General features: G+C 30.9%; 23 protein-coding genes. 6 read left to right on the top strand and 17 right to left on the bottom strand.

Annotated features, from left to right (window positions below):
- The 8 genes from RBU61_RS16560 to RBU61_RS16595 all read right to left on the bottom strand — a co-directional run bounded on the left by RBU61_RS16560 (position 1) and on the right by RBU61_RS16595 (position 9,232).
- Complete coding sequence (locus RBU61_RS16560; protein WP_308876754.1) at positions 1-690, bottom strand: AzlC family ABC transporter permease; 690 nt, start codon at positions 688-690, stop codon at positions 1-3.
- 137 nt (positions 691-827) lie between these two features.
- Positions 828-2,819, bottom strand: coding sequence for a methyl-accepting chemotaxis protein (locus RBU61_RS16565; RefSeq protein ID WP_308876755.1), 1,992 nt, complete (start codon positions 2,817-2,819; stop codon positions 828-830).
- 277 nt (positions 2,820-3,096) lie between these two features.
- Positions 3,097-3,852: an acyl-CoA dehydratase activase gene (locus RBU61_RS16570; protein ID WP_308876756.1), complete on the bottom strand. Its 756-nt coding sequence runs from the start codon at positions 3,850-3,852 to the stop codon at positions 3,097-3,099.
- Between the two features lie 12 nt (positions 3,853-3,864).
- On the bottom strand, positions 3,865-5,028 hold the full coding sequence (locus RBU61_RS16575; protein WP_308876757.1) for a double-cubane-cluster-containing anaerobic reductase: 1,164 nt from the start codon (positions 5,026-5,028) through the stop codon (positions 3,865-3,867).
- 107 nt (positions 5,029-5,135) lie between these two features.
- Positions 5,136-5,519, bottom strand: coding sequence for an iron-sulfur cluster assembly scaffold protein (locus RBU61_RS16580; RefSeq protein WP_308876758.1), 384 nt, complete (start codon positions 5,517-5,519; stop codon positions 5,136-5,138).
- Between the two features lie 81 nt (positions 5,520-5,600).
- A complete protein-coding gene (locus tag RBU61_RS16585; protein WP_308876759.1) occupies positions 5,601-7,460 on the bottom strand; it encodes a sensor histidine kinase in 1,860 nt (619 codons plus the stop codon).
- 174 nt (positions 7,461-7,634) lie between these two features.
- A complete protein-coding gene (locus RBU61_RS16590) occupies positions 7,635-8,663 on the bottom strand; it encodes a stalk domain-containing protein (RefSeq protein WP_308876760.1) in 1,029 nt (342 codons plus the stop codon).
- An 83-nt stretch (positions 8,664-8,746) separates the two neighbouring features.
- A complete protein-coding gene (locus tag RBU61_RS16595) occupies positions 8,747-9,232 on the bottom strand; it encodes an LURP-one-related family protein (protein WP_308876761.1) in 486 nt (161 codons plus the stop codon).
- A gap of 128 nt (positions 9,233-9,360) precedes the next feature.
- On the opposite strand from RBU61_RS16595, the gene RBU61_RS16600 reads away from it, so the two are divergent.
- Positions 9,361-10,029 carry an RNA pseudouridine synthase gene (locus RBU61_RS16600; RefSeq protein ID WP_308876762.1) on the top strand — a complete coding sequence of 223 codons (669 nt, stop codon included), beginning with the start codon at positions 9,361-9,363 and terminating at the stop codon, positions 10,027-10,029.
- Positions 10,030-10,088: 59 nt separating this feature from the next.
- Here the strand turns inward: RBU61_RS16600 and RBU61_RS16605 are convergent, their stop codons facing one another.
- Both RBU61_RS16605 and RBU61_RS16610 read right to left on the bottom strand, forming a co-directional pair.
- Complete coding sequence (locus tag RBU61_RS16605) at positions 10,089-10,814, bottom strand: DUF5714 domain-containing protein (RefSeq protein WP_308876763.1); 726 nt, start codon at positions 10,812-10,814, stop codon at positions 10,089-10,091.
- A gap of 180 nt (positions 10,815-10,994) precedes the next feature.
- The gene (locus RBU61_RS16610) at positions 10,995-12,296 is read right to left on the bottom strand and encodes a HAMP domain-containing methyl-accepting chemotaxis protein (protein ID WP_308876764.1); all 1,302 of its coding nucleotides are present in this window, start codon (positions 12,294-12,296) and stop codon (positions 10,995-10,997) included.
- A gap of 427 nt (positions 12,297-12,723) precedes the next feature.
- Here RBU61_RS16610 and RBU61_RS16615 point away from each other — a divergent pair, with 427 nt between their 5' ends.
- On the top strand, positions 12,724-13,899 hold the full coding sequence (locus tag RBU61_RS16615; protein ID WP_308876765.1) for a saccharopine dehydrogenase NADP-binding domain-containing protein: 1,176 nt from the start codon (positions 12,724-12,726) through the stop codon (positions 13,897-13,899).
- Between the two features lie 461 nt (positions 13,900-14,360).
- On the opposite strand, the gene RBU61_RS16620 is transcribed toward RBU61_RS16615, so the two are convergent.
- From RBU61_RS16620 to RBU61_RS16640, 5 genes are all read right to left on the bottom strand, one after another.
- Positions 14,361-15,449 (bottom strand): NlpC/P60 family protein, encoded by a 1,089-nt coding sequence (locus RBU61_RS16620; protein ID WP_308876766.1) that lies wholly within the window; start codon positions 15,447-15,449, stop codon positions 14,361-14,363.
- A 232-nt stretch (positions 15,450-15,681) separates the two neighbouring features.
- The gene (locus tag RBU61_RS16625; RefSeq protein ID WP_308876767.1) at positions 15,682-17,112 is read right to left on the bottom strand and encodes a Na+/H+ antiporter NhaC family protein; all 1,431 of its coding nucleotides are present in this window, start codon (positions 17,110-17,112) and stop codon (positions 15,682-15,684) included.
- A 118-nt stretch (positions 17,113-17,230) separates the two neighbouring features.
- Positions 17,231-18,568 carry a DUF308 domain-containing protein gene (locus RBU61_RS16630; RefSeq protein ID WP_308876768.1) on the bottom strand — a complete coding sequence of 446 codons (1,338 nt, stop codon included), beginning with the start codon at positions 18,566-18,568 and terminating at the stop codon, positions 17,231-17,233.
- A gap of 130 nt (positions 18,569-18,698) precedes the next feature.
- A complete protein-coding gene (locus RBU61_RS16635) occupies positions 18,699-19,250 on the bottom strand; it encodes a hypothetical protein (protein WP_308876769.1) in 552 nt (183 codons plus the stop codon).
- A gap of 160 nt (positions 19,251-19,410) precedes the next feature.
- On the bottom strand, positions 19,411-20,151 hold the full coding sequence (locus RBU61_RS16640; RefSeq protein WP_308876770.1) for a hypothetical protein: 741 nt from the start codon (positions 20,149-20,151) through the stop codon (positions 19,411-19,413).
- Between the two features lie 286 nt (positions 20,152-20,437).
- On the opposite strand from RBU61_RS16640, the gene RBU61_RS16645 reads away from it, so the two are divergent.
- The 3 genes from RBU61_RS16645 to RBU61_RS16655 are packed head-to-tail and all read left to right on the top strand — an operon-like array spanning position 20,438 to position 22,331.
- Positions 20,438-20,815, top strand: coding sequence for a GntR family transcriptional regulator (locus RBU61_RS16645; RefSeq protein ID WP_308876771.1), 378 nt, complete (start codon positions 20,438-20,440; stop codon positions 20,813-20,815).
- A gap of 2 nt (positions 20,816-20,817) precedes the next feature.
- Complete coding sequence (locus tag RBU61_RS16650) at positions 20,818-21,681, top strand: ABC transporter ATP-binding protein (RefSeq protein WP_308876772.1); 864 nt, start codon at positions 20,818-20,820, stop codon at positions 21,679-21,681.
- Positions 21,678-22,331 (top strand): ABC-2 transporter permease, encoded by a 654-nt coding sequence (locus RBU61_RS16655; protein ID WP_308876773.1) that lies wholly within the window; start codon positions 21,678-21,680, stop codon positions 22,329-22,331. The genes RBU61_RS16650 and RBU61_RS16655 overlap by 4 nt, the downstream gene beginning before the upstream one ends.
- 116 nt (positions 22,332-22,447) lie before the next feature.
- Here the strand turns inward: RBU61_RS16655 and RBU61_RS16660 are convergent, their stop codons facing one another.
- The gene (locus RBU61_RS16660; RefSeq protein ID WP_308876774.1) at positions 22,448-23,167 is read right to left on the bottom strand and encodes a GGDEF domain-containing protein; all 720 of its coding nucleotides are present in this window, start codon (positions 23,165-23,167) and stop codon (positions 22,448-22,450) included.
- Between the two features lie 106 nt (positions 23,168-23,273).
- On the opposite strand from RBU61_RS16660, the gene RBU61_RS16665 reads away from it, so the two are divergent.
- Positions 23,274-23,519 carry a helix-turn-helix transcriptional regulator gene (locus tag RBU61_RS16665; RefSeq protein ID WP_308876775.1) on the top strand — a complete coding sequence of 82 codons (246 nt, stop codon included), beginning with the start codon at positions 23,274-23,276 and terminating at the stop codon, positions 23,517-23,519.
- A 314-nt stretch (positions 23,520-23,833) separates the two neighbouring features.
- On the opposite strand, the gene RBU61_RS16670 is transcribed toward RBU61_RS16665, so the two are convergent.
- Positions 23,834-25,444, bottom strand: coding sequence for an ABC transporter substrate-binding protein (locus RBU61_RS16670; RefSeq protein ID WP_308876776.1), 1,611 nt, complete (start codon positions 25,442-25,444; stop codon positions 23,834-23,836).
- Between the last annotated feature and the right edge of the window lie 54 nt (positions 25,445-25,498).

Raw genomic sequence — 25,498 nt, forward strand, 5'->3', positions numbered from 1 at the left:
TTATTCCTCCTCATTTTTCCTAAAGATAACCACTCCTATGGAAGAAGATATAATAATTCCAAGGATTATATCCCAGCCTGAAGTAAATATCTTAGAATAAAATAATATTACATAAACTACTGCTGATATTATGGATAGGAATAAAATATTCTTTGATTTCTTTATTTCTGGAAAAAGTAATGCTGCAAACATTGCATATAATCCTATACTCAGACTAGACTGCAAAGAAGCAGGAAGTATTTCTCCCACTAAATACCCCGCAATTGTACCTAATGCCCACGAACTATAGGCTAATATATTTATTGTAAGCACAAATGGTAAGTCAATCTTATCTTTATTAAAGGAAATTACTGAAAATGTTTCATCAGTAATTCCAAAGGCTACTATCGGTAGAAACTTTTTATTCATATCTTGAAATTCTACTGCCAATGATGCTGACATCATCATATGCCTAAGATTTAATAAGAAAGTTGCAAGTATTATGCTGCCTGCAGATACTCCTGCCCTTATAAGATCCAATGCCATAAATTGACTAGCCCCTGCATATACCATTACAGATAAAAGGCTTGTATTTCTAAAAGTAACATCCGTATTTTTTGATAGTAGCCCAAAAGCCATAGCTATGGGAAAATACCCTATTACTATTGGTAGTACAGCTATAATTCCCTCCTTTATTCTATCTTTTGTCATATTCCCATCTTCCTTTCTTACATTATCACAATAAAAATTAATAATATTATATTAGTATTACTATGAAAACACAAGAAAAATAAGACAAGTTCACAATTTATACTTAGTATAAATTGTGAACTTGTCTTTTGAGGTCATTATATTGTAAAAATATTTAATCGTTCTTTTAGTTCTTGTGATAATCTTTTTAATTTTAATGCTGTTTCATTAAATTCTGTCATAGTTGCGTTTATTTCCTCTGCTGATGCAGATACCTCCTCCGTACTTGCTGAAGATTCTTCTGCTACTGCTGCTATACTTGACATTGTGTTTACTATATTATCTGTATCCTTGTTCGTATCTTCTATGGTGTGTTTTACATTCTCTATACCTTCCATTAAATTATTGATACTCTCTAATATTTTACTAAATATCTCTCTCGTATCTTCTACAGCTTCCCCTTGATCTTTAACTATTATTTGAGTATTATCCATAGAATGTACTGCCAGTTCAGATTTTTTCTTTATATCTTCTATTAGTTCTTGAATCTTTCCTGTGGCAGCACTTGATTGTTCTGCAAGTTTTCTTATTTCATCTGCTACTACAGCAAATCCTCTGCCGGCATCTCCTGCTCTTGCTGCCTCTATGGCTGCATTCAATGCTAAAAGATTTGTCTGAGACGATATGCCATTTATGGCCTCAGTTATAATTCCTATTTCTCCAGTTGCTTGATTCATTTCATTTATGGCTTTAGACATATCTCCAGTAGATATATTTACTTCTCTAGTTCTCTCCGTTAATTTATTCATATATTTAAGCCCGTCCTGACTTAAGGCATTGGTTTCTAGAGATATTCTATTCATATTATTTGCTAGTTCTTCTATATCTTGGATTTCTTCTGCCAATTTGTTTATGCCTATTACTCCTTCGTTAATATCTTCAGCCTGATTTATAGTTCCTTGAGCCAATTGATCGATTGTTATACTTATCTCGTCTATTGCTATGGAGGTTTCATTTGCACTGGCACTCATATTGTCCGATGTAGAAAGTATAATATCTGAAGAGTTATTTATATCTAAAACTAGGTTCTTAATAGTATCTACCATACTGTTAAATCCCTCTGCCAGAGTTTGGAATTCATCTCCAGTATTTACCTCTGCATGAACTAGCAGATCACCACTTGATACCCTTTCAAAAGCCTTTAAAATCTTATTTATATTATTATTTATCCCTTTAACTACAATTAAAGATAATACCAATGAAACAACACCTATAATGACTACTATAATTTGAATTATTAATCTTAATTTATGGATGTGGTCTAATAGTTCCTTCTCATCTAAAGTAACTACTATTTTCCATGCCCTTTGGCTATCGGTTGTATGTCCTATATATTGTTTTTTTCCGTTAATTTCATATGTTTTAAAATCTTGTTCTGTATCTAATATATCGTTATACCAAATCATCTCTTTAGCTGTTTCCTTACTTAACTCTTGAGAATCTTGATGAGCTACTGTTATACCTTTTGAGTCAATTATATGTAAATAACCATTTTCTCCAATCTTAATAGATGAAAACATATTGGTCAAGTCCTCTAAAGCTATATCTATTGCAAGTGCACCTACTATGTTGCCATTTTGTTCTACAGTTTTAGATATAGTTATTATGTTTTTTCCTGTAAATGCGTCTATATATGGGTTAGAATAAGTTATATTTCCCTTATTTGCTACTGCATCCTTATACCAATCCCTTGCTGTGGGATCATAGTCAGGTGCTAATTCAGTTTTAGGATACAATATGGTCTGTTTATTTTCTAAACCTATATATGCTCCTAAAATAGCCTTATCACTTTTCTGTGCATATCCTAATCTTTCAAAGGCTTCATCTGTCAAATCATAATCAAAATACACATCCTTAAACATCTTATCTTCACTAAACATATTAATTAAAGACTCAAACCTTCCAAAGGAAAAATCTATGGAGTTTTGAACTTCCTCTATATTTTGTAAAGACATGATCTTCAGTTTATCATATAAAGTATTAAAAGATATTTTATATGATAATATTCCCAACAATACTAGTGGCACTACTGATACAAATAGAAGTAATACTGTCAACTCTGTCTTAATACTTTTCTTACCTTTCTTCAATTCCTCTCCCCCCTAATATTCTTGTTATTATAAATAATTTATTGATAATATTATATCATATATTAGTTTATTTTATAGCTTTATATATACCTATAGATTTTTTTATGCTTATACCCATTAAAGCGATAAATAAAAGGGGGTCTAAAAAATATTTCAAAGAAAACTTTTTGAAACTCTTTGATCCCATAACAAGTTCTTGATATTAAAGTATTGAAAGCAGAACTTCTCTATTAGCTATAAAAAAAGAACTAATTTTTCAAATTAGTTCTTTTTATAACTAAATATTCTTAGCTAGCAAAGCTGCTCCAATGGAACCTGCATATCTTGCTAAATCATTTGTCTTCACTTCATTCTGTAATTTTTCTGAGAGAAGAGTAACAAAAGGTTTTACTTCACATAGTCCACCTGTTAAAAATATTGTATCTGTAGCCCCATGTTTATGAAGTAAAGCATATACCCTTCCTGTAATAGAGTTTACTATTCCTCTTGCTATACTTTCCCTTTTTGTCCCAGAGCCTATAAGGCTTATGACTTCAGACTCTGCAAATACTGTACACATACTGGTTATATTTACATCCTCTCCTAAAAGAGCCATTTCACCCAATTCATCTATACTTACACCTAAAGTATTTGCCATTAGCTCTAGAAATCGACCTGTGCCCGCTGCACATTTATCGTTCATGGTGAAATTAGACACTTTTCCATTTTCTAATGTAATTATTTTTGTATCCTGTCCGCCTATGTCTATTACAGTACAATCTGCTCCTAATAGATAATGAGTCCCTCTACCATGACAAGTTATTTCTGTTATGGTTTTATCTGCATAAGGTACAGATATTCTTCCGTATCCAGTTGCCACAACTTTTGAATCTTCTATTTTTATATTTTGCTTCTCTAGTCTTTCCTTTATTGTTTTCGAAGTTTCCACACTGCTCCATCCCGTAGGCATGGTGAAATTTTCTATTAGTTTATCATCACTAAACACCGAAACCTTTGCAGCTGTGGAGCCTATGTCTATTCCTATATAATGCATTTTAATCATCCTTTAATTTGCCATCACTGGTTTTTCTATTGTTTCTAAGAAAGCTTCAACTCTTACTTTTACTTGTCCTGTATCTGAATCTGAGTAGTCAGTCTCTATTTGAATAAATGGAAGATTTAATTCCTCTTGAACAAATTTCTTAACTGTAAAGGATTCGATATTATATGTGTGACATGCTTGCCAAGTCAAATCTACTACTCCATCTACATCATATTCCTTAGCTAATCTTCCTATTAATTCTAATCTTCCATTATTATTGGTCATACATGAACAAGGAGTAGAAAGATATTTTTCTGCTAAAGCAGTTATAGGATCTTTATTTTCATCTACCATAACATCTAATCCCTTATATCCAGTACAATTTTCTAAAGCTACTACAGATGCACCGGCTTCTTCTAATGCCTTTAGTACCTTCTCTGAACCAGATCCAATTGGACATCCTGTAAGTAGTATTCTAGGTGCCTTTTCATCAAAGGCATAGATTCCTTTTTCCATTCTTTCTTCTACTTCGTCTATAAGTCTTTCAATTAAATTAATTCCTGCTTCTTTATCTACATTGAAGCCTTTTAGCCATTGAGCCAACATCATGTCCATTCCTGATAAGGGTGCAGGCTTATGAGCATTTAATTTATGTAGTCTCTTCATCGCATCTCTTTCTCTATTCATCAATTTAATTGCATCTCTCAATTTGTCATCTGTTATTTCTACTCCAAGCTTTTCTTCTAGGAAGTTTTTAAACTTAACCATTTCTTTTTTCCATAATTCCAAGGAATCTTCATCATCAGCTGTTTGAGGTAGGTTCATTATATGCATAGGTTTTATTTTACCCATTAGTTCATACATCTTTTTCTTTCCATCGCAAGTAGTTTCAGCTAATAGGATATCTGAGAAATAGAAGTATGGACATTTATCTGTAATTGCAAAGCCATAACTTGATTTAATTAGTGGACATAAGTTTCTTGGCAGCTCTTTCTCTGCATCTTCTATAGGTCCTTGAGTTGTCCCACATAATGTTACGGAAATGGCATCTGCCGCCAATGCTATCTCTGAGGGTGAAAATACACAATACATTCCTACTACTTTTTTTCCTGCTTCATGGGCCTCTTTGATTTTGACTGAATTTACACCTCTTAAAGCTTCCACTTCTTCCATTATCAATGGTCTCATATTATCGCTCCTTTTTAAGAATTAAGTACACATAAAATATTACCATGTAAAAAAACCATGTACCAATTGTTTTTATCAATAGGTACATGGTTTCATATAGATATTTTTTATAAGGATCTATTTTTTTCTAAATAGTCATTTATGGCAGCCCTTAATCCTTTTACTCCAAGAACTGAACAGTGAATTTTACTTTGAGGAAGTCCATCCAAAGCATCTATCAGCTGTTTTTCTGTTATACTTAAAGCCTCTTCAATGGTTTTGTTCTTTGCCATTTCAGTTATCATACTGCTTGTAGCTATAGATGCAGTACATCCAAATACTAAAAAACTAATATCTGTTATTACATCATCCTTTACCTTAATGTAAATAGTTAATGAATCACCACATTTTAAGTCTCCATATGTTCCCTCACCATCAGGATCTTTCATACTTCCAACATTTCTAGGGCTCATAAAATGTTCTATTACCTTCATTGAGTATTCTGAATACATTTAATCACTTCCTGTTATAGTATACTATATGTTTATTTTAACATAAATTTATATTCTCGTATAAGCATTTCTGTTTCCACTTTATACATAAATATCTGAGAATTCAACTTGTATTCTTTCTGTGTTAATTGGAATATTACTGTCTTCCATATCATAGAACTCATCAATTAGCTTATCTGGTAATCCTACTATAAATTCTGTTCCCTGTCCTAATTTACTTTTCACTGATATAGAACCTTCATGTAATTCTACTAATGCCTTAACTAAATGTAATCCAACCCCTGAACCCTCTGCCCTTTTCTTTAATGGAGAATCCACTTGAGAAAACCTTTCGAATATAATATCAAGCTTATCCTCTGGTATTCCCATACCATTGTCCTTTACAGAAATTATAACTAATCCTTCTGTATTGTTTATATTGACTTCAATTTGTCCGCCGACCTCTGTAAACTTAATTGCATTTGATAGTAGATTTAATATGATTCTTTCCATCATATCTGAATCAAAGGCAATTATTTTTTCTTCCATATCTGTATCAAATATGATATTAATATTTTTCAATTTAGTATATTCAACAATAGACATGGTGATGTCTTCAACTACTTTGACTATGTCGTTATTCATAGGTCTGAAGTTAAAGTGATTTGTCTCCAATTTATTTATATCAATAATATTATTAATCAATCTAAGCAGTCGGTAACTATTTTGTTTCTGCATATAAATATATTTATTAAAATAATGTATAAATTCCTCATCCTCTACATCACAATTCTCCAACAATTGAACACAGCCTAATATTATATTTAATGGAGTCTTTAATTCATGAGACATAGTCGCTAAAAATTGAGACTTTAAATTATTATACTCCTCTACTTCTTTTACCTTTCCATCAACAGCTTCTATCATGCTATCAAAAGCCTGTCCTACATCCCCTAAATAATCATCGTTGTGGATTTCTGTCCGTACATTTAAATCGCCCTTTGTAACCTTATTTGCAGTATCTTTTAGTTTATCAATAGATTTAATAAATCCTTCCGAGACTAAAACAGCTGTAATAAATGATAAAAAGTAGAAAAAAATAAGGATAAGTATGTCTTTTGTAAATGTCTGTCTATTATCTATTAGTAATTCTTCTATAGACGTTATCGCAAAGGTTGACCATCCTATTTCTTCTATTGGGTATTTTATTTCCATTTTTTCTTTTTCATCAAATTGAGAATATCTTGAATTAGTTCTAACAATTTGTCCCTTTAATGCCATTATATCAGGTGAATCTAGGACTGTTTTTCTTTCCTCCATTGACATCTGCTTAATGATAGAACAATATACATAGGTTCCTTTTTTGTCTATTATTCCATATGTACTTTTTCCACTTATTCCACCTAGTGGGATCATTTCTTCTATATCATCAGCTCTTAAGGCATTTATAACTATTCCCTTTAATTCTCCGCCAACCCTTATTCCTCTAGCTATAGGGACTATTAATTCTCCATTTATAGAGCTATATTGTAAATCCCCTATAACTTTTTCCTTCCCTGATAAAATTTCATTATAGTATGTAGTATCTCTTATGTCTATTCCCAAATTATTATTATAAAGTCCTGAGGTTATGGTTCCATCCTTAGTTGCCCAATAATATTTCATATTAAGAGGATTATTATTTGAATTAATGCTATTGAAATATTCTCTTATATTGTCATTATTCCAATCATCATGTGCAGTTATGGAATTACCAATTGTATACTGATTGTCCCATATTCTTTCTAAAAAGTTCACAAATACACTACTGATCATTGCTGCTATATCTTGATTTTCTCGCACTTCCGTTTCAATACTTAGCTCCAGTTGACTTTTTATATCTACAAACTTCAGTATTGATAATGGGATCAATGTTACAAAGATTATGTAAATCATTTTCAGCCGTATATTTTTACTTTTCAAATTCTACCCTCCCCACTGTTTCTGACATTAAAATTGGATTTTGAGGAATCTTTATTATGACATCATTGTAACATTATTTACATTCTTTTACAACGAATTAATGTACTAGTTCAATAAAAAAATCAGGAAATTGCGATTAAATCACAATTTCCCGATTTTTAAGGAGGTCTTATATTATAGACCTATATTGATTATGCCCTCTTTTGTTATTTCTACTCCTACTTTTAATACTTCCTCTAAGAAATTAAAAGGAACATAGGTAGCCGAACCCTTGATTTCTGGTGCCACGCCTAGTTTAACTATCATTTTTGCAAAGTTATAGTTATCTTCACCAATAACTATAGATGTCCATTGAGCACCTTTCGTTAATTCTACACTTCTTGCTTCATTACTCCATTTTATTTGATATTCTAATGCCTCAGCTATTTGTCTAAGGGGTATCATCTTTATACCTTCATCATTAGTGTAGATTGGAGAAAGTAATTTAACTTCTTTTCCATCTATGATTATCTTGTCTAAAGCTGTAATTTCTACTTCTTCTACATTTCCTACTTCTTTTTTATCTCCAATTACAACTATTTTTTCTGGTGTTGTCTGTGCTGGGATACTTTTTGTTGATATAGTATAGAAAACTACTAGATCTTTGTTTTTAATATTTTCTTTTTCTACCTTTTCACCATCTTTATTTACTATAACTGTATCTTCACTAATATTTAATTTTAAGTCATTTTCTCCACTTACTAATTCATCATTAAATCCAGATACTTTAATAAATGATGGTTCTTCGCTTCCTTTCACAACTATTACACCTGGTGTAAGTTGTCCTGGTAAGCTCATTGCCATTGGAGTGTTTTTACCATAATATGCAGTAATAATAGCTCCTTCTTTTAATTCCTCTTTATCAATAAAATCCTTAGTTTCATCATTTAATAAAATTACATCTTCGCTAATATGGAATATTAATCCATATTCATCTCCTTCTTCTTTTACGTGTATAGAAAGATTTTCTCCATTTTTTCTTATTTCAGCAACTTTTCCTTCATAGTTCATATAATCTTGAACCTCTGCTTTTTCTATATTAGTAACCTCTGTAGAAACAGGTACCACATTTGAGTCTGCATTCATATTTGCCCTAGCTACCGCTGGACTTAGAGTCATATATGTTGCCAATGATATTGCTATATATTTTGTAGTTCTTTTCATTTTTAAAATCACTCCTTATCTTTATTATAGTATATCAATGATTTGTAATAAAATGGTTACATATATATTACATTATGATTACACTAGTTATTATTCCTATTATCATGGAATACTTGGTCTAATACTATAACTAAGGATAATATAAAGGCATGATTTTCTTCATCTGCTATATCTATAGAATAAGTGTCTGAAAAACTAAGGAACTTCTTACTTATCCAAGCAACAGGTCTTCCATTTTTGATTATATTAAAATTATAGGCAAAAACATCTCCATCTATGGTAAAGTCTCCATAGGAACTATCTATTGTAAACTTAGGTTTGAAAAAGGTAAACTCCTTCTGGATCCTTGCTACAACCTTATTGCCTTCATAGATAATATACTCTGGTAAAAATCTAAATATCTTCTGTTCAATATATAGTAAATTCCTTCCATTCATATCATATAAATTTAATTTATTACCTATGGAAAATACTTTTCCTACTACTTCATAATAGGGTCTATTGTTTTCATCGTTTATAGTGAAGCTATCTGAAAAGGAAAATATCCTTTCCCTAATTAAATATCTCATAAAATCCACCTCTATATATTATTTTCTTTCCTTTATTTTTTACTATACTATAATATAATATTATTATAACTAAACTTTTTATGTAGAAAAATGGTAAAATATATGAAAATAAATTTATGGAGGAAAATATGGATATTAAAATTATTTTTGAAGATAAAGATATACTAGTAGTGGAAAAACCGCCGAAACTTCCTTGTCAAAGTGATAAAACCTCTGATGAAGATCTAATGAGTATATTAAACAGACCTTATCTTGGACTGATACATAGATTAGATAGGCCTGTTGGTGGAGTTATGGTCTATGCAAAAACTAAAGAATCTAATTCCTTTCTTTCAAGAGAAGTTTCAGCTAGAAGACTTTATAAGGAATATCTTACAATAGTATGTGGAAGCCCTTCAGAAACTGAAGGAGAATTAAGGAATTATTTAAAAAAGCTTCGTACTATAAATATGAGCAAAGTTGTTGATGAAGGCACCCATGGCTCTAAAGAAGCTATCCTTCAATATAAGGTACTGGATACGATAGATACCGAAAAATATGGAACATTAACATTGCTAAAAATTATATTAAAAACTGGTCGTCATCATCAAATAAGAGTTCAATTATCTCACGCTGGTTTACCAATATGGGGAGATAATAAATACAATAAGACCTTTGTAAAGAAAAAGGAATGGACCCAGATTTCTCTTTGGTCTTATAAAATAGGATTTAACCATCCTAAAAGTAAGGAATATGTAGAATTTACTTCTTTGCCTTATGAGGAATTACCTTGGGAAGAATTTAATATTAGTGACTAAAAAACATCTCAAAAATTATTATTTGAAATAATTTTTGAGATGTTTTTAGTGATAAGAACTTATTTAAAGTAGGGACATCCTAACTTTAAACACTCTTTATTATTAGATTTGAAAGTACATAGAGGTTTGTATTCCTGATAATCATACATCTTAGTTTCAAGATATTCATCTGCAAACTTTGATGCTGTCTTTATTGCTGTAAATACATTTCTTTTACAACATCTTGGACCACCAGTTTTAGATATTTCTATTAAAGCCGTACCTGTCATTAAATTTGCTAGTCCCCAGTTTTCCTTTGTCAATGGAGTTGCCTCTGTTATTATGCTCATAAAAATCCCTGTACCTACTGCAGCACCACAGTTTCCATAAAACCCACATATTCCTCCCTTCACATCCTTAGCTCTCATCTTTGCAACAGCAAGCTTTTTGATTTTATTCTTTTTTTCATCTTTAATATTATAATAAGATGTTATAAGAACTGCTGGTACTAAGAAGTGGTGTTCTGGTCCATGCATATTTATTAGAGGATTTTTCATAATTTCAATTGCCATCTCAATAGGATCTACTTTATCTGTATTCTTACAGTAATTTTCTATTAAATCATTTCCACTCATGGAGTGGCAAGAATCACATACATAATGTCCGTCTTTACAACTTACATTGGATTTAAACTTTTTATGACAATATAGACATTCTAAGTCCTTATACTCTTCAAAATATTCTAGTTCTTGTCCACAAATCATACAGTCCTTTGAATGTCTTTTTTCATTAATTTCTTTAGTCATTATTATCACCTCTACTTTTATTTAAGTTTAACATTTTAGCTATATATCTATTGTTTTTCGACATAAATTAATTTCACATCATAATTATTATACCATTACTGTAAATTCTATTCTAGAATATATTTTGAGGTTAAAATAAAAACATAGGTAAAATTTTACCTATGTTTTTCTATATATCTATTAGACTTTAAACTTTGCAATAATAGATTGTAAGTCCTGTGCTAATTTATATAAATCTTCACTTCCTTTAGATATTTCTTCTGTGGAAGCTGCTTGTTCTTCCATTGATGCTGTTACTTGTTGTGTAGCAGCTGAGTTTTCCTCTGCAATAGCAGAAAGATTTTGTAAAAAATTAAGTATTTCATTTTTTGTTTCTTCTTTATTTTTTCCTGAAATATTTATTTGCTGCACAATCTTTTCTGTATCTCTCATTGTTTCTGATATTAATATATATTTATCTTTACTGTTTGTAACATTTTTTGTCTGCTCATCAACTATAACTCCTACTCGTTCCATGATTCGTACTGTATTGTCAGCATTATCCTGTAATTCATCAACTACTTGATTAATAGCTTCTGTTGAAAAAGAAGATTGTTCTGCCAGTTTTCTGATTTCCTCCGCCACAACTGAGAACCCTCTTCCTGCTTCTCCTGCTCTTGCTGCTTCTATGGCAGCATTTAGGGCTAATAAATTAGTCTGTTCTGATATTGATGATATTAGATTGCTTGCTTCACTGATTTTATTGGAACTATCCTTTGTTTTAGATATAGAATTCTGAATTTCTTTTGCTGCATTATTGCTTTCTTGTGTTATATTATATAAATTTTCGATTTCTATCATACCATCATCAATTATTTCTATTATCTTATTAGATTCATAGGTTAATTTTGTTATATATTCAAGATCTTCTTCAATAATATTTCCCAGTTCAGTTGCCTTTGATGAAGCTTCTTCAGTATTTTGTGCTTGTTCAGAGGCCCCATTTGCTATTTCCTCTGCCGTTTTAGCTACTTCGTCTATGGCAATAGATGATTGATGAGTAATCTCTGTCATTTCTTCTGAGGCAGCGGCAACTTCATTTGACGAATTATTTATATCCTTTATAATATCTTTAAGATTATCTGTAATATGTTCTAAAGCTCTGCTAAGACTGCCAATTTCATCTTTTCTTTTAGCATATTTTTGAGGAATCTCATTGGTTATATCATATTTAGCTATTTGCTCCAAATGCCTTACCCCTGCAATAATTGGTTTAGTAATTGCATTTCCTATAAAATATACAATGACTATACCACATATTACATTAATAATCATGTCTTTTATAATCTTCCATCTTAATACGGAAACTATATGTGATGCTTCTCCTATTTCCTGTGTCAATAATTTGTCAGCTGTAATTATAGTTATGAGACCTGTCGAAATAGATGCTACTAAAAGCAGAATAGAAAAATAAATAATGAGTTTAGTTCTAATACTTTTCATTTCAAGACCTCCTTCTAATTGCATTATCATCCTATCTTTAATATCTCTCTGAAATAATATGATATATGAATAGCAGCATATTTATAAAATTAGACTTATGAAATTTATTATATATTTTATTCCAGTTTATAACAATACTTGACAAAATTACCTCCTTATGTATAATACACATGACGTAATTATTATTAATATATTTTATAATTTTATTTTTTTGCTAAAACAAGCTATTGCAGACTCTCTTATGATTATTTATAAACTATATTTAGGACTTACTTACCATATTTATATTTCTTAGTATATATTTTTATCAAGATATGAGATTATTGTATTGTAAATATATGTAAAACAATGGAATAATTTTGCTATTTATTTCAATTTTTACAAGTCTTTGTTAAATATTTATTATAAATCTAAAGGAGGATTTAATATGAAAATTGTTGTACTAGGTGGAAGTGGTGCTCAAGGTATATTTGCTGTAGAGTCACTGCTTAAAGGAAATGTATTTGATGAAATTGTTCTAGCAGGTAGAAATTTAGAAAAAATTGAAAAGGTAATTAAACAATTTAATTCTCCAAAATTATCAGCGGCACAGGTAGATATCTTTAATAAAGAGAAGTTAATGGACTTAATTTGTAGTGCCGATATTGTAGCAAATTGTACTGGTCCTTATTATTTATTAGGAGAGCAGATCATTAATGCTACTATTGAGGCTGGAGTCAACTATGTTGACTATTGCGATGATGTTATAGTTCATGAGAAAGTATTTACAGAGGAAAGTCAAAAACTAGCTAAAGAAAAAAATATTTCTGTTATTGTCGGATTAGGCGCTAGTCCTGGATTGATTCCTTTAATGGCTATGAATAGTGCCAATGAATTAGATAAAGTTGAAGATATTAATATATATATGGCTATTAATAATAGAGAGCCAGAAGGTCCTGCTGTATTAGATCATACTATTGAAAACTTTTTTGGACAAGTTCCATTAATAAAAGATGGAGAGAAAATTTACGAAAATGGCTTTGAAGGAAAAGAAGTTTATGATTTTGGGCCTCCTTTTGGAAATTTATTAGTGTCTACAATGGGACATCCAGAAGTATTTTCATTACCAAGAGTTCTTCCAGAAATTAAAAATCTTGTAATAAAGCTTGGAGTATTCCCAAGCCAAATCCTTGAATTATTTAGCATATTTTCAGCAGTAGGTTTAGCTAGTAAAAAACCATTAATGGTAAATGGTATGGAAGTTGTACCTCGTGACTTTTTAATAAGTCTACTTATGTCTCATCCACCTAGAACTGAACTTCTAGAAGGTGAGCCAGAAACTATTTATTCTGCTACTTCTGTTGAAGTTAAGGGAACAAAGGATAATTATCATGTAACACATAAATATGATTTTCTATCTCAAATGGGTCCAGTAACTAGTATTCCTTTAGCTCTAGGAGCCGAAATGCTTGCTCAAGGTAAGATAGATAAAACTGGAATATTAGTTCCAGAAGAATGTTTAGATCCAAAATCCTTCATTGATAATGTAATAGAAAGAGCTAAGAACAACAACTATCCTATCACACTTAAAAAGGAAATAAAAATTAATAGTGAATGGATTTAAGATATCATAAGTCATCTCTAAGTGAAAATGAGCTTTTCTTAAGGGAGATTAACGATTAAATATAAAGGGAGTGTTCTTCTATTTATTATATAGAGAGCACTCCCTTATATTTGTATATATTATAGATAACCAACATCATAATGAAAAAATACACGTTCGTGCTGTTTCGAATATGGATAACTCCTACAATTCATTCAGCTACAAAATCCTAAAATTTATAAACTCGCTACGCTCAAACATATAAATTTCTTTACGGATTTTATAGCTTCATTCATTGGGAGTTATTCCATATTCTGCAAATGCACTCTCTTAGTACTTTTTATTATGATTTCATGTTGGTTATCTATATAAACGTTAAATTATCACATGGATTTCTTATAAAATATTACTATTTTATATCTCAAGTTTCCTAAATTATCTACGTTCCAATTCTTTATAGAAACTCTTTTATTAGGCTTTATCTAGGGAAGAACCCTTCTTGCAGTATAATAGCTACTTGCATAGTATCCTGATGCAAGAGTAGTTATCTTTACTACATCTCCTGATTGAGGAGCGTGTACGAAATTTCCATCTCCTACATATATTCCTACATGATTTATATTTCTACCATCTCTTGCAAAAAGAACTAAATCTCCGTATTTTAAATCCTTCTTTGCCACTTGGGTTCCAGCTGTTATTTGCTCTCTTGATGTTCTTGGTATTGTTATACCAAGTCTACCAAATATATATTGAGTTAAACCAGAACAATCAAAACTATTAGGCCCTACTGCACCCCATACATAAGGTTTTCCCATTTGTTGTGATATAATATTTTTTATTTTGGCACTTGAATCATTTTCTTGACTATTTAGCTGCCTGCTTGTCCCGCCTCTTGATATGGTTATACCATTTCTTGATGCTCTGTCAGATGCAATTACTTTATCATATGCTCTCATTGCAAAGGCAATTGCCTGCTCTCTGCTAGTATAGCCTTGAGGGTCAAATTCCTGCTCAGCAACGCCATTTATAATTTCTGCACCATATAAATAGTTTATAGCTTGTCTTGCCCAACTAGAAATTTTATTATAATCATTAAATTCGTAGTCATTAGAATTTGAGTAATCATATCTTGGTTTTGCTGTCTGTAGTGTACGATATAAAATTACACTTACTTCTTCCCTAGTGACATTTTCATTTGAACCAAAAGTTCCATCCCCTTTACCATCTATTATACCTAGCTTATTTGCCATTGTAATATATGGATTTTTTGTATCAATAAATGGACTTTCTCCCTGTAACCCAATTTCTTTTTTACTTAAAACTTGATATAGTCTTACTGCAAGTTCCGTAAATTCCTCCCTTGTAATATTTCCTCTATAATCTCCTTGAATTTTTTCTGGTAGAATATCTCTTTCCTTAGCTTTCTCAATTTCTAATCTTGCCCAGTTACTTGGGATACCTCCTTTATTCTGTGATAATTCTAAATTAGCATATGTATTTTTAGGAATTATGGCAACGACCATAACTGTAAGTATTAACATTAGCCAAAATCTTTTAAGTCTGCTTATCATTAGCTCCCACCTTTCTTCAAAAAGTAATAAAAATTAGGTTACAATTTTGTAATATTTATATATTAACATAGAACCTTTAAATCTGTTACTTACTTCTTATGGCATATATTCCATTATATGGAATAACTGTAAATCCAAAAATAAAAATCCCAGAAATATTTACGAGATTTCTCCCGGGAATACTTCTAGGATTTAATTATCCTTATGATTTATAAATCTATTATATATAGCTTTACTTAATGTTCTCATGCTTCTCCATATTATCATATCTGCCAATTCCAAATATTATAGTGACAAACATTACTAAGATCATTCCATAGGAATATAATACATAGGGTGTTACCTCAATGGCTGAAAGTGGAGCTGCACTATCTTTTGCAAAACCTATGGTATAAATTATGGCAGGAGTCCAAGGCAGAGAATAAACTAATGTATTAGACTGAGCATCCAAAAGGTTTGCTATACGATAGGGACTAATACCATGTTTCTTTCCAAGGGGTTTGGCAAAAGAAGCACCTACTGCTAGTATTGCAGGAGCATTTAGACCCATTAAGCCAGAAAGTATTATAATCATAAAGCTTATAACTAATTCAGCACTTCTAGCATTTTTAGCCACTTTTCCTAAAGCATTTAATAATTTTATATCTCCATGACCCGCCCTCATGATTTCAATGGAACTAAATAATAAGAGAGCTAAAACTACAACTTGCATCATACTATTTATACCTGTATAAATAACACCGTCTACTGTTCTATCAAGTCCAATACCTGATACCCTAATTAAAGCTTCCTTAACTACATCAGCAGCAGGATCTATCTGGATAAAATCCATTAGCCCTAATAAAACTGCTGTGCCACCCGCTAATACAGACCCTATTGTGGTTGCAATAATAATATCACCAGATTTAACAGCAATCCATATTGTTAAAGCAACTGGAATAAGCATGAATAAAGTCTTAGGATCATATGAAATAGATTCCACAGCGGAAATATTTCCTTTATAGCCACTTCCAATAATGATAATTCCAATAATAACTATAATCCCTGCGGCAATGGCATATTTTAAACGAGACTTAACTACACCGGGAACATCAACACCTTGGGAGGTGGCTGAACAAATAGTTGTATCAGAAACTGGTGCAAGATTATCACCAAAAGCAGCGCCAGAGATAATAGACCCGGCTAAAAGAGCTGGATGTGCTCCTAAAGCAATACCTGCTGGATATAAGACACCCATTCCTGCAGCAATAGTACCAAACCCTGTCCCTGAAGCTGTGGCAAATACTGCTGATGCTAAAAATGATATTATTATGAAAAAAGTGCCTTGAATTCCCATGGATGCAGCCACACCAGCAATGCCAGTTGCCAATCCTGATGTACGAAGAATTCTAGAAAATACTCCTGCGAAGATCCAGCAAACTATAGGAACTATGGCCTCTCTACTAGCCATACCACTTATTAAAGCATCAGAGTACCTCTCCTTATCCTTTGCGAAGAAGAAAGCAACTACTAATGCAATAAATGCAGGTACCCAGAGAGCACCATCTGATATGGAGCCATAGTGAAATGTTGTAAGTATAATCATACCTAAAAATACAACAAAGGGTAGGAAAGAAACCCATTCTCCGCCATAAAACTCTAGTTTTTTTGTTTCATTATCCATTTTACTCCCCCTTAATATTATTTATCTATATTTATATGCAGCTAAATTTTAATCTTGTCTAATATGTGAACCCCTAATTTTACTTTAGGATATAAAATTTCATAAGAAAAATAAATGACTATTCTTTCTCTAACTTATCATCTTTATGGTATATGGTTCTAGATATTACAAAACTATTTTTTCGCAGAAATTCTCTATTAAAAAACTCAAAATAAGCTCCTGGTGAAATAAGTCCTTGGATTTTTACTAAATCTATTCCTGTTTGTCCAACTATGGTATCTGCTAAAAGAACGCAATTTGTATTTAAGGCAAAATACGTTTTAAATGGGCCTTTTATAAATTTATAGAACTTACCCTTTAGTTTTTCATACACCATACTTGCATAATCTTTACAGGGAATTTCAGGTATTATCCCTAATTCTTCATCAGTTTTACTTTTAGGATACCATTCATATAAGTTTTTATGAATATCTTCTATTTTGTCTCTTACTCTTTTCTTTTGACCTTCATTAAGTTTTAAACCAAATCCAAATAAAGTTTTTCCCATATGTTTTTGAGAAAATTCTATATACTTTTCCTTATTAAAGATTTCCATCAGAACTCCATCTGATATAAGCCCAGCTAGCTTATATGTATCTTCATCATAGCTGCCATAAGTCATGACCTTGCCTTCAAACCAAATGTCCACATGGCCAAAAGCAGAAATACCTTTATCTCCTACATGTATTAAAACTTCTAAATCAAAATCAGTATCTTCTTTTAATATAATTAAGTTTTCTTCATTTATTTCTTCCGTTTCCAAGGCTTTATTAATTTTCATTAAAATCTTATGGGGAATAAATGCAACCATAAACACAGGCAGATTAATTCTAATTCTTCTTTTAAAAGAATTTTTCATCTCTATAGATAATCCATCCAATAGAGCATCTATGATAAATGAAATTCCATAGATAATGAAAAATACTCCAATTATACTATAAATGGACAAAATTGATGCTAAAGGATGTACTATTATAATCATTCCAAAGAGTATCAAGATTATAGCTACCACTACAATAAAAAACCTTCTCTCTACTTTATTTTTCCTATATTGCATATAAATTAAGAGTCTAATTATCCCACTAAAAAAAGCATAAATCCCAAAAGATATTGGAAAAATCGAAAGAACAAATGTAGGCTTAAAATAGAGAGTAGAAGCCATAATTAAGTTAGTCACAAATCCAAAGAGCCTAGATATTGAATTAAGCCTCTTTTTCTTAATAGGAGTAAAACCTATAATTTGAAAAATTGCAGTTATAGTAAAAAGTATGGCAAGTATATTTAACATACTCTTTACTGCCAATGTGACAGTCTCTTTCTGGGTTAAAAACACTACTCCAAGCCCTAGATATAAAACGCCTGAAAAGGTCATGGAGTAAACATCAATATTCTTTATTTTCAATGCCTTTATATTCATATATTCACCTCCTGTGATAATGTAAAATTATTTAGTTGATTAAATTTTGCTATTTAATTAATGCTATAGCCATTCCTAGAACAAGAGGAAAATTAGAATATGTATATAATATTTCGTATACTTATTATGATTAATCTGAGTCTAACATAATTTTGATTTTCTCTTCTACTTCTATCGGCAAATTCCCATCTAATGCTCTTTTCAATAAAAAAGGGTTCTTAATTCCATTCGATAGAAGATGTTCTTCTATCATCTTCACTTTAAATTCTCTGTTAGGAATTAATTGATAAAGTACATACCAATCCTCCAATGAAGTAAATGGAATATCTACTCCTTTAATGCTTTTTAATTCTGAAATGGAATTGTTATCAAAAATATACTCAAAAACTCCTTCAACATGATTAACTGCAAATCCTGCCATTACATCAACATCAATTCCTCTTATTATATATTCATAAAAGTATTCTGTTGAGTAAATAGAAGTCTTTTCCCACAGTTTCTTCTTACCTATTTCTTTAAGAATTTTATCTACCTTATGAATATCCTTAGTATCTACAAAAATATCTATATCATTAGGTTTTTCCACTAGATTGTATTGGTTTAGCAATATTGAAGCACCAACTGCCCAAACTACTTTAGCATTATTAAGCTTCTCTCCAATATAACTTAGGGTACTTAACATTTTATAACCACCTCTAATTTACTATATTTTATAGAATTATTCTTAATTACTGAACCAATTATATTCCATAATCAATTACATAACCTACTTACTTTTACCCTATTTCATTTATTTTAAATACATCAGAACATTGTTTTCGAGGTAATTCACTTACGGATTGTTAGTTGCTTAAAATAAAATCAGACATCTTTATTTCTTCCCACTCAATTCCTTTTGGAGAAATATTAGAGTATAAAGTTATTAAATCATTTTCATCTATAATGAGCCTTAGCTCAAAATTCATTTCCTTTGGTTGCAAGTATTCATCATACATTTGCTGATAGTTATTACTTCCACGTTCCTTTGCCTCTTTAATATATCCCACTGTATCTGGATCTTTATCGTAATTTTTATATATCAGCTTATAGAAAAAAATAGATTCAATCTTTTCATTCACAGCTTCTTCCTGATAATTTGATATTTCAAAATCTAGCAGCTCATAATACGACGAGAAAACATTTCTACATTCTTCTTCCATATATGCACTTATTTTATCATAATTTTTACTAGTCCTTTGAATCAACTGTACACGTTCTGTTGTTGTTCGTGATGGATAGGTCTCTACGACCTGAACTACATCTATTGTTATCTTATCTTTTACAGAGAAATCATTAAATGTAATATCAACAGGCTCACCATCAATAACTTCAATAAAGTAAGCATTTTTACATCCTACATAGCATTTATCACCTAAGATGCTATTTTCATCTAAGCCTTTTACTAACATAGTTTTTTCTTCTTCAATAATTTCTAAAATTTCTGCATTTACTCCCATATGCACAACATCCTTTTTAGCCCCACAAGAAACAAAAATAAAAGCAGCTAAAATAAAGCATAAAGATAATACTATTGATTTTCTCATACCCTACCTCCTGTTTTAATATAATAATATCTTATTCATACTGTATGGAAGAATACCATCAAAGATATTCTGTCCTTATTCTTTATTATCTTATAATCTATCTTTTAATGCCATAAAAATACAACTTTTTTATAAAATAAAGAATAAATCTTTGGATTTTGAAAGGATTAACAAGAGCACAATTACTATTCTTTATTATCTTTTATTTATTTCTTGACATTATTATCATGTATGATAAAATGTACTTATTCGATATGTACACTACTGTACAGTTAGGGGGTGTGATGTGGAAATTATTATAAGCAGCAATACAAGTAAGCCAATCTATGAACAGATAACATCACAAATAAAGGCAATGATTATGAGCGGAAAATTACAAACAGGCGAGCCCATTCCTTCTATGCGTGCACTGGCAAAATCTCTCCATATAAGTGTGATTACCGTTCAAAGGGCTTATGAGGATTTACAAAGAGATGGATTTATAGAAACTACTGTTGGTCGTGGCAGTTTCGTATCAGCTCAAAATAAAGATTTTTATCAAGAAGAACAGCAAAGATTAGCTGAAGAACATTTACAGGAAGCTGCTGATATTGGACGGACCAGTGGTATTCCATTAAGCAAATTGGTTGAGCTTCTAACCATATTTTATCAAGAGGAGGAATAATTATGGAACCTATTTTAACAGTAACTAATTTGACAAAGCAGTATCCAGATTTCAAATTAGAAAATGTTTCATTCTCAATTCCAAAAGGTACTATCATGGGACTAATTGGAGAAAATGGTGCTGGCAAAAGTACAACTATAAATGCGATTTTGGATTTGGTTCAAAAAGATAGTGGTAGTGTGACTTTTTGGGGTGAGGAGCTATCTTCCAATCCAAAACAACTTAAAGAGGATATAGGTGTAGTATTTGATAGTATCAATTTTTACGAAACCCTAACCCCAGCAAAGGTGGAAAAAATTTCTGCAACAGCTTATAGACAATGGGACACCTCTACTTATCATAACTATATCAAAAGGTTTCAGCTTCCCTTAAATAAAGAAATTAAAACATTTTCTAAGGGGATGAAAGTTAAACTATGCATTGCAGTTGCTCTATCCCATAATCCAAAACTTTTAATTTTAGATGAAGCAACCAGTGGTCTCGACCCTATTATGCGTGATGATATTTTAGATGTTTTTCTTGACTTTGTTCAAGATGAAAATCATTCGATTATGATGTCATCACATATTACAGCAGATTTAGAAAAAGTAGCTGATTATATTACTTTCATTCACAAAGGAAAGGTCATCTTCAATAAGAAAAAAGATGAACTCATCTACAATTATGGTATTATTCGTTGTGGGGCTACTGTTTTTGACACAATAGATAAATCAGAAATTCTTGCATATCGTAAATGTGATTATCAATGGGAGGTTTTAGTTGATGATAAAGAAAAGGCAAAAAGGAAATATAAATCAGCAGTAATAGATAATGCCTCTATTGATGATATTCTTTTACTTTATGTAAAGGGGGAACAGGTAAAATGAAAAGTTTGATATTGAAGGATTTACTTAACATTGGGCATAATGCAAAATCTATGTTATTCATGCTTATTGTTTTTGCAATAATTATAATACCACAAGGAGGCATAGAAAAATATATTATTACAAGTGGAATTCTCTGTAGTATGATGGTTATCACTACCTTTAGCTTTGATGATAATTCTAAATGGGCTAAATATGCCATGGTTACACCTATTTCAAGACAAGAATATGTTCTCAGCAAATTTATTGTACTTCTCATCTTTTCAACCATAGGTGTAATCTCCGGTCTTATTGTCGGTAGTATTGGGGGAATTTTCCTTAACAAATTGGTATTGGATATTAACAGTATGATTACAATTTTAACCGTTACCATAGTAGGCCTAATGATTTCTATAATTTTAGGAAGTATGTCCATTCCATTATTGTTTAAGTTTGGTGCAGAGAAGGCAAGAACTCTATCCATAATTACATTTGTTATTCCCGTTGTCATTTGTTTTGCTATCTACCAATTGCTGCTCTTATTAGGAATTGAATTGACAGAACAATTTATCGTTATTCTCCTTTACAGTTCTCCACTAATTGCAATAATTTGGAATTTTATAATGTATAAAATAAGTTATTCAATTTTCTCCAAAAAGGAAATAATACTTTAAGGATCAAAGGGATTTAGGGGTTAAAAAAGGAAGAAACATGGGATTTTTCTCATGTTTCTTCCTTCTCGATATAGAACTTTATTTTGAGAGTATAAGTCACAGTAACTTTTTAACTTTCATCTATTTTTTAATCCTTTTTCTCTATATAAATCTTTATCTGCCATAGTCATTGTGTCCGCCATATTTTTTAATGAATTGCTATAAGCAATTCCTGCACTAAATTGAATATTTAACCCATAACTTACTGATAATCTATGGATTTCTCCCCTAATTCTTTCTATAACTTTATAAGCTATATTTCTGTCTTGTTTAAAAAGCAAAATTATAAATTCATCCCCCCCATATCTTAACCCCACATCACTTTTCCTTATGCACTTTTTAATCCCTTCTCCTACAATCTCAATGACTTTATCACCTGCCGTATGACCATATATATCATTTATTCCCTTTAAATTATCCACATCAATAATTATCAAGGTAAAGTTTTCTGCCACAAGATTAGACATTTCATCATTGATAAGTCTCTCCCAGTAGTTACGATTATATAGTCCTGTGACCTTATCAATGAATACCCTACTACAATCAGTACACTTATCATATTCCTCTATAATTGTAATTAAATAGTATACTTTATTGGCAATATTAACCTTGTCAAGGTTTACATAACAATCCCCTAAATCATATTGAATTGGCAAATCATCAGACAATCTTTGTAAAATCTTTAGTTTTTCAATATATGATATTGCGTTTTGATTGTCTATGCTGGTATATTCTATATTACATCTTTTATCTAACACAATATGAACTATTTCCCTATGTTTATCCCCTTTAGACATAATAAATATCCCCCGTTATTAAATTTTGTTCTTTATTAGAACATATTATTACATAGTTTTGGATAAAATACAAGTGTTCCAATAAAGAACAAAAGGGTGGTATATTATGAAGTTAATATTAGATTCTAAGGAGCGTAATGTTGCAGGACCTAGAGTAAAAATTGCAAGATTAAAAAACAAGCTTACACAACAGGAATTATCAGCAAAACTTGAAACACTTGCTGTCTATGTAGATAGGGCAAGCATTTCAAAAATTGAACAACAGAAAAGAATTATTACGGATATTGAGCTGATAGCATTCTCTAAGATACTTAAAGTTAGTGTTGATTGGTTGTTGGAGATTGATAAGTAAATTTTGATTCAATTAGATAGGAAAAGAAGAATTATATGTCTCGATTTATCTATTTTAATATTTTCATATATACCTTTTAGGGTATTAAATAGCTATAGGCGGAAAATGATGGTTTAATGCTAATTTGGAATTTTATAACGTATAAAATAAGTTATTCAATTTTTTCAAAAAGGGAAATAATAATGGAATAAGTATGTTGCAGTTATTATCTACAGCATTTTTATTAAATTACAATAATTCACGTAGTCTTCTACACCCTTGATTTTTTATAGATAAAATGAGGGACAATAGTTTTGTCCCTCATTTTATCTAAATTATTTATCTAACCATATATAAGTATATTCTGATTCTGATGCTTTTTCCACAGCATCTCCTGCTGGATGACCTTTTACATAAGATTTAACCACTATCTTTGCTCCCTTTTCATATAAAAATATATTTGGAAGATCCTCTGATAATATTTTTTGTATTTCTTTATATATAGGTGCCCTGTCTTCTTCTGAAGATAAGATTACCCCTTGTTTCAATAATTCTTCTACTCTAGGATTATTATATTCTCCTAGATTCATTGAAGTACCTGCACCAATACGATTTCCTATTGCTGATATATCTGGACCTTGGTATCCGCCAAGCATTGTTAATTCAAAATCACGTCCAAACCAAACCTTCTCATCATAAGCTGCATCGTCCATTGCATTAACTTGTAGATCTATGCCAAATTCTTTGAAGTTTGATTTAAGGACTTCTACTATATCATCAAATCCAGGATAAGTATCCACTGTTGTAGTGAAATATATTCCATTATCATCAGCCTTATATCCTGCTTCTTCAAGTAAAGCTTTTGCTTTTTCAATGTCTCTTTCTGGAAGCTTTGCGTCTTCATTTATTGCCCAATCATAAAGAGGTGATATGAAATATTCTGCTTTTTCACCAATGCCTTTTAATGCCTTAGTAAAAATTTCATCTCTATCTATACCATAAGCTACTGCTTGTCTGACTTTTAAGTCAGCAAATTTGCCCTTATTTACATTAAAATGTATATATCCTTTGTTTGGCCAAAGTTTGTCATATATTACATAATCCGGATTGTTTTCAAATCCACTAAGCTCATTAGCGGGAACACCATGTTTATTTTCGTCCGTTTCCCCATTTAGCCATGCTTGATAAGCAGTACTCTGCTCTGGAATTATAGAGAACACTACCTTATCTAAATATGGTTTATCTCCCCAATATTCATCATTTCTTTCAATAGTTACACTTTGTCCCTTTTTATGCTCTACAAATTTAAATGGACCAGTACCTATTGGACTTTGATTTGCAGGGTTTTCTAACCAATCAGTTCCTTCATATATATGCTTTGGCATTATATATGTTCCAAACCATGCTACATATCCTAATAATCCTGAATTAGGTCCTTTAAGCTTAAATACTACTGTATTTTTGTCAGGACATATAATTTCTTCAATATCTGAAAGTGATGCTGAAGCAAAGCCTTTTTCCTTTATTATCTGGTCAAAAGTCCACTTTACGTCTTCTGAGCTGAAGTCTTTACCATCATGCCATTTAACATTTTCTTGTAGATGAAATGTTATAGTTTTAGCATCTTCAGAGAATTCCCATTCCTTAGCAAGATCTGGAACTACTTGATCATATCCATTAATCTTTACAAGCTTATTGAAAACATTTTGAATCACCGGGTATGCACCATCATCAGAATGAGCATCAGGATTATATGTTTGGGGCTCTCTAGATACACTTGCTATAAATGTTCCACCTTCCTTAGGTCCAGATGAAACCTCTGATTCAGAATCAACCTTTGCCACAGCTTCTGTCTCCCCAGCTTCTGGAGCTTCATTTTTCTTAGCACATCCTGTAAATAGTCCAAGACATAGAACTATAACAAGAAGTAAGGATATCTTTCTCATTTACTTTCCCTCCATTTTTTATGTAGTATATTTCTTTATACAGCTTGATTAATT

It is taken from the genome of Tissierella sp. MB52-C2 (assembly GCF_030931715.1).
Lineage (GTDB): Bacteria > Bacillota > Clostridia > Tissierellales > Tissierellaceae > Tissierella.

Excerpts from the sequence above, each read along its gene's own strand:
- RBU61_RS16640 (WP_308876770.1), bottom strand. The coding sequence starts at position 20,151 with ATGAGAAAATCAATAGTATTATCTTTATGCTTTATTTTAGCTGCTTTT.
- RBU61_RS16670 (WP_308876776.1), bottom strand. The coding sequence starts at position 25,444 with ATGAGAAAGATATCCTTACTTCTTGTTATAGTTCTATGTCTTGGACTA.
- RBU61_RS16595 (WP_308876761.1), bottom strand. The coding sequence starts at position 9,232 with ATGAGATATTTAATTAGGGAAAGGATATTTTCCTTTTCAGATAGCTTC.
- RBU61_RS16625 (WP_308876767.1), bottom strand. The coding sequence starts at position 17,112 with ATGGATAATGAAACAAAAAAACTAGAGTTTTATGGCGGAGAATGGGTT.
- RBU61_RS16620 (WP_308876766.1), bottom strand. The coding sequence starts at position 15,449 with ATGATAAGCAGACTTAAAAGATTTTGGCTAATGTTAATACTTACAGTT.
- RBU61_RS16635 (WP_308876769.1), bottom strand. The coding sequence starts at position 19,250 with ATGTTAAGTACCCTAAGTTATATTGGAGAGAAGCTTAATAATGCTAAA.
- RBU61_RS16630 (WP_308876768.1), bottom strand. The coding sequence starts at position 18,568 with ATGAATATAAAGGCATTGAAAATAAAGAATATTGATGTTTACTCCATG.
- RBU61_RS16665 (WP_308876775.1), top strand. The coding sequence starts at position 23,274 with ATGAAGTTAATATTAGATTCTAAGGAGCGTAATGTTGCAGGACCTAGA.
- RBU61_RS16575 (WP_308876757.1), bottom strand. The coding sequence starts at position 5,028 with ATGAGACCATTGATAATGGAAGAAGTGGAAGCTTTAAGAGGTGTAAAT.
- RBU61_RS16655 (WP_308876773.1), top strand. The coding sequence starts at position 21,678 with ATGAAAAGTTTGATATTGAAGGATTTACTTAACATTGGGCATAATGCA.
- RBU61_RS16590 (WP_308876760.1), bottom strand. The coding sequence starts at position 8,663 with ATGAAAAGAACTACAAAATATATAGCAATATCATTGGCAACATATATG.
- RBU61_RS16660 (WP_308876774.1), bottom strand. The coding sequence starts at position 23,167 with ATGTCTAAAGGGGATAAACATAGGGAAATAGTTCATATTGTGTTAGAT.
- RBU61_RS16580 (WP_308876758.1), bottom strand. The coding sequence starts at position 5,519 with ATGTATTCAGAATACTCAATGAAGGTAATAGAACATTTTATGAGCCCT.
- RBU61_RS16605 (WP_308876763.1), bottom strand. The coding sequence starts at position 10,814 with ATGACTAAAGAAATTAATGAAAAAAGACATTCAAAGGACTGTATGATT.
- RBU61_RS16610 (WP_308876764.1), bottom strand. The coding sequence starts at position 12,296 with ATGAAAAGTATTAGAACTAAACTCATTATTTATTTTTCTATTCTGCTT.
- RBU61_RS16560 (WP_308876754.1), bottom strand. The coding sequence starts at position 690 with ATGACAAAAGATAGAATAAAGGAGGGAATTATAGCTGTACTACCAATA.
- RBU61_RS16600 (WP_308876762.1), top strand. The coding sequence starts at position 9,361 with ATGGATATTAAAATTATTTTTGAAGATAAAGATATACTAGTAGTGGAA.
- RBU61_RS16650 (WP_308876772.1), top strand. The coding sequence starts at position 20,818 with ATGGAACCTATTTTAACAGTAACTAATTTGACAAAGCAGTATCCAGAT.
- RBU61_RS16570 (WP_308876756.1), bottom strand. The coding sequence starts at position 3,852 with ATGCATTATATAGGAATAGACATAGGCTCCACAGCTGCAAAGGTTTCG.
- RBU61_RS16615 (WP_308876765.1), top strand. The coding sequence starts at position 12,724 with ATGAAAATTGTTGTACTAGGTGGAAGTGGTGCTCAAGGTATATTTGCT.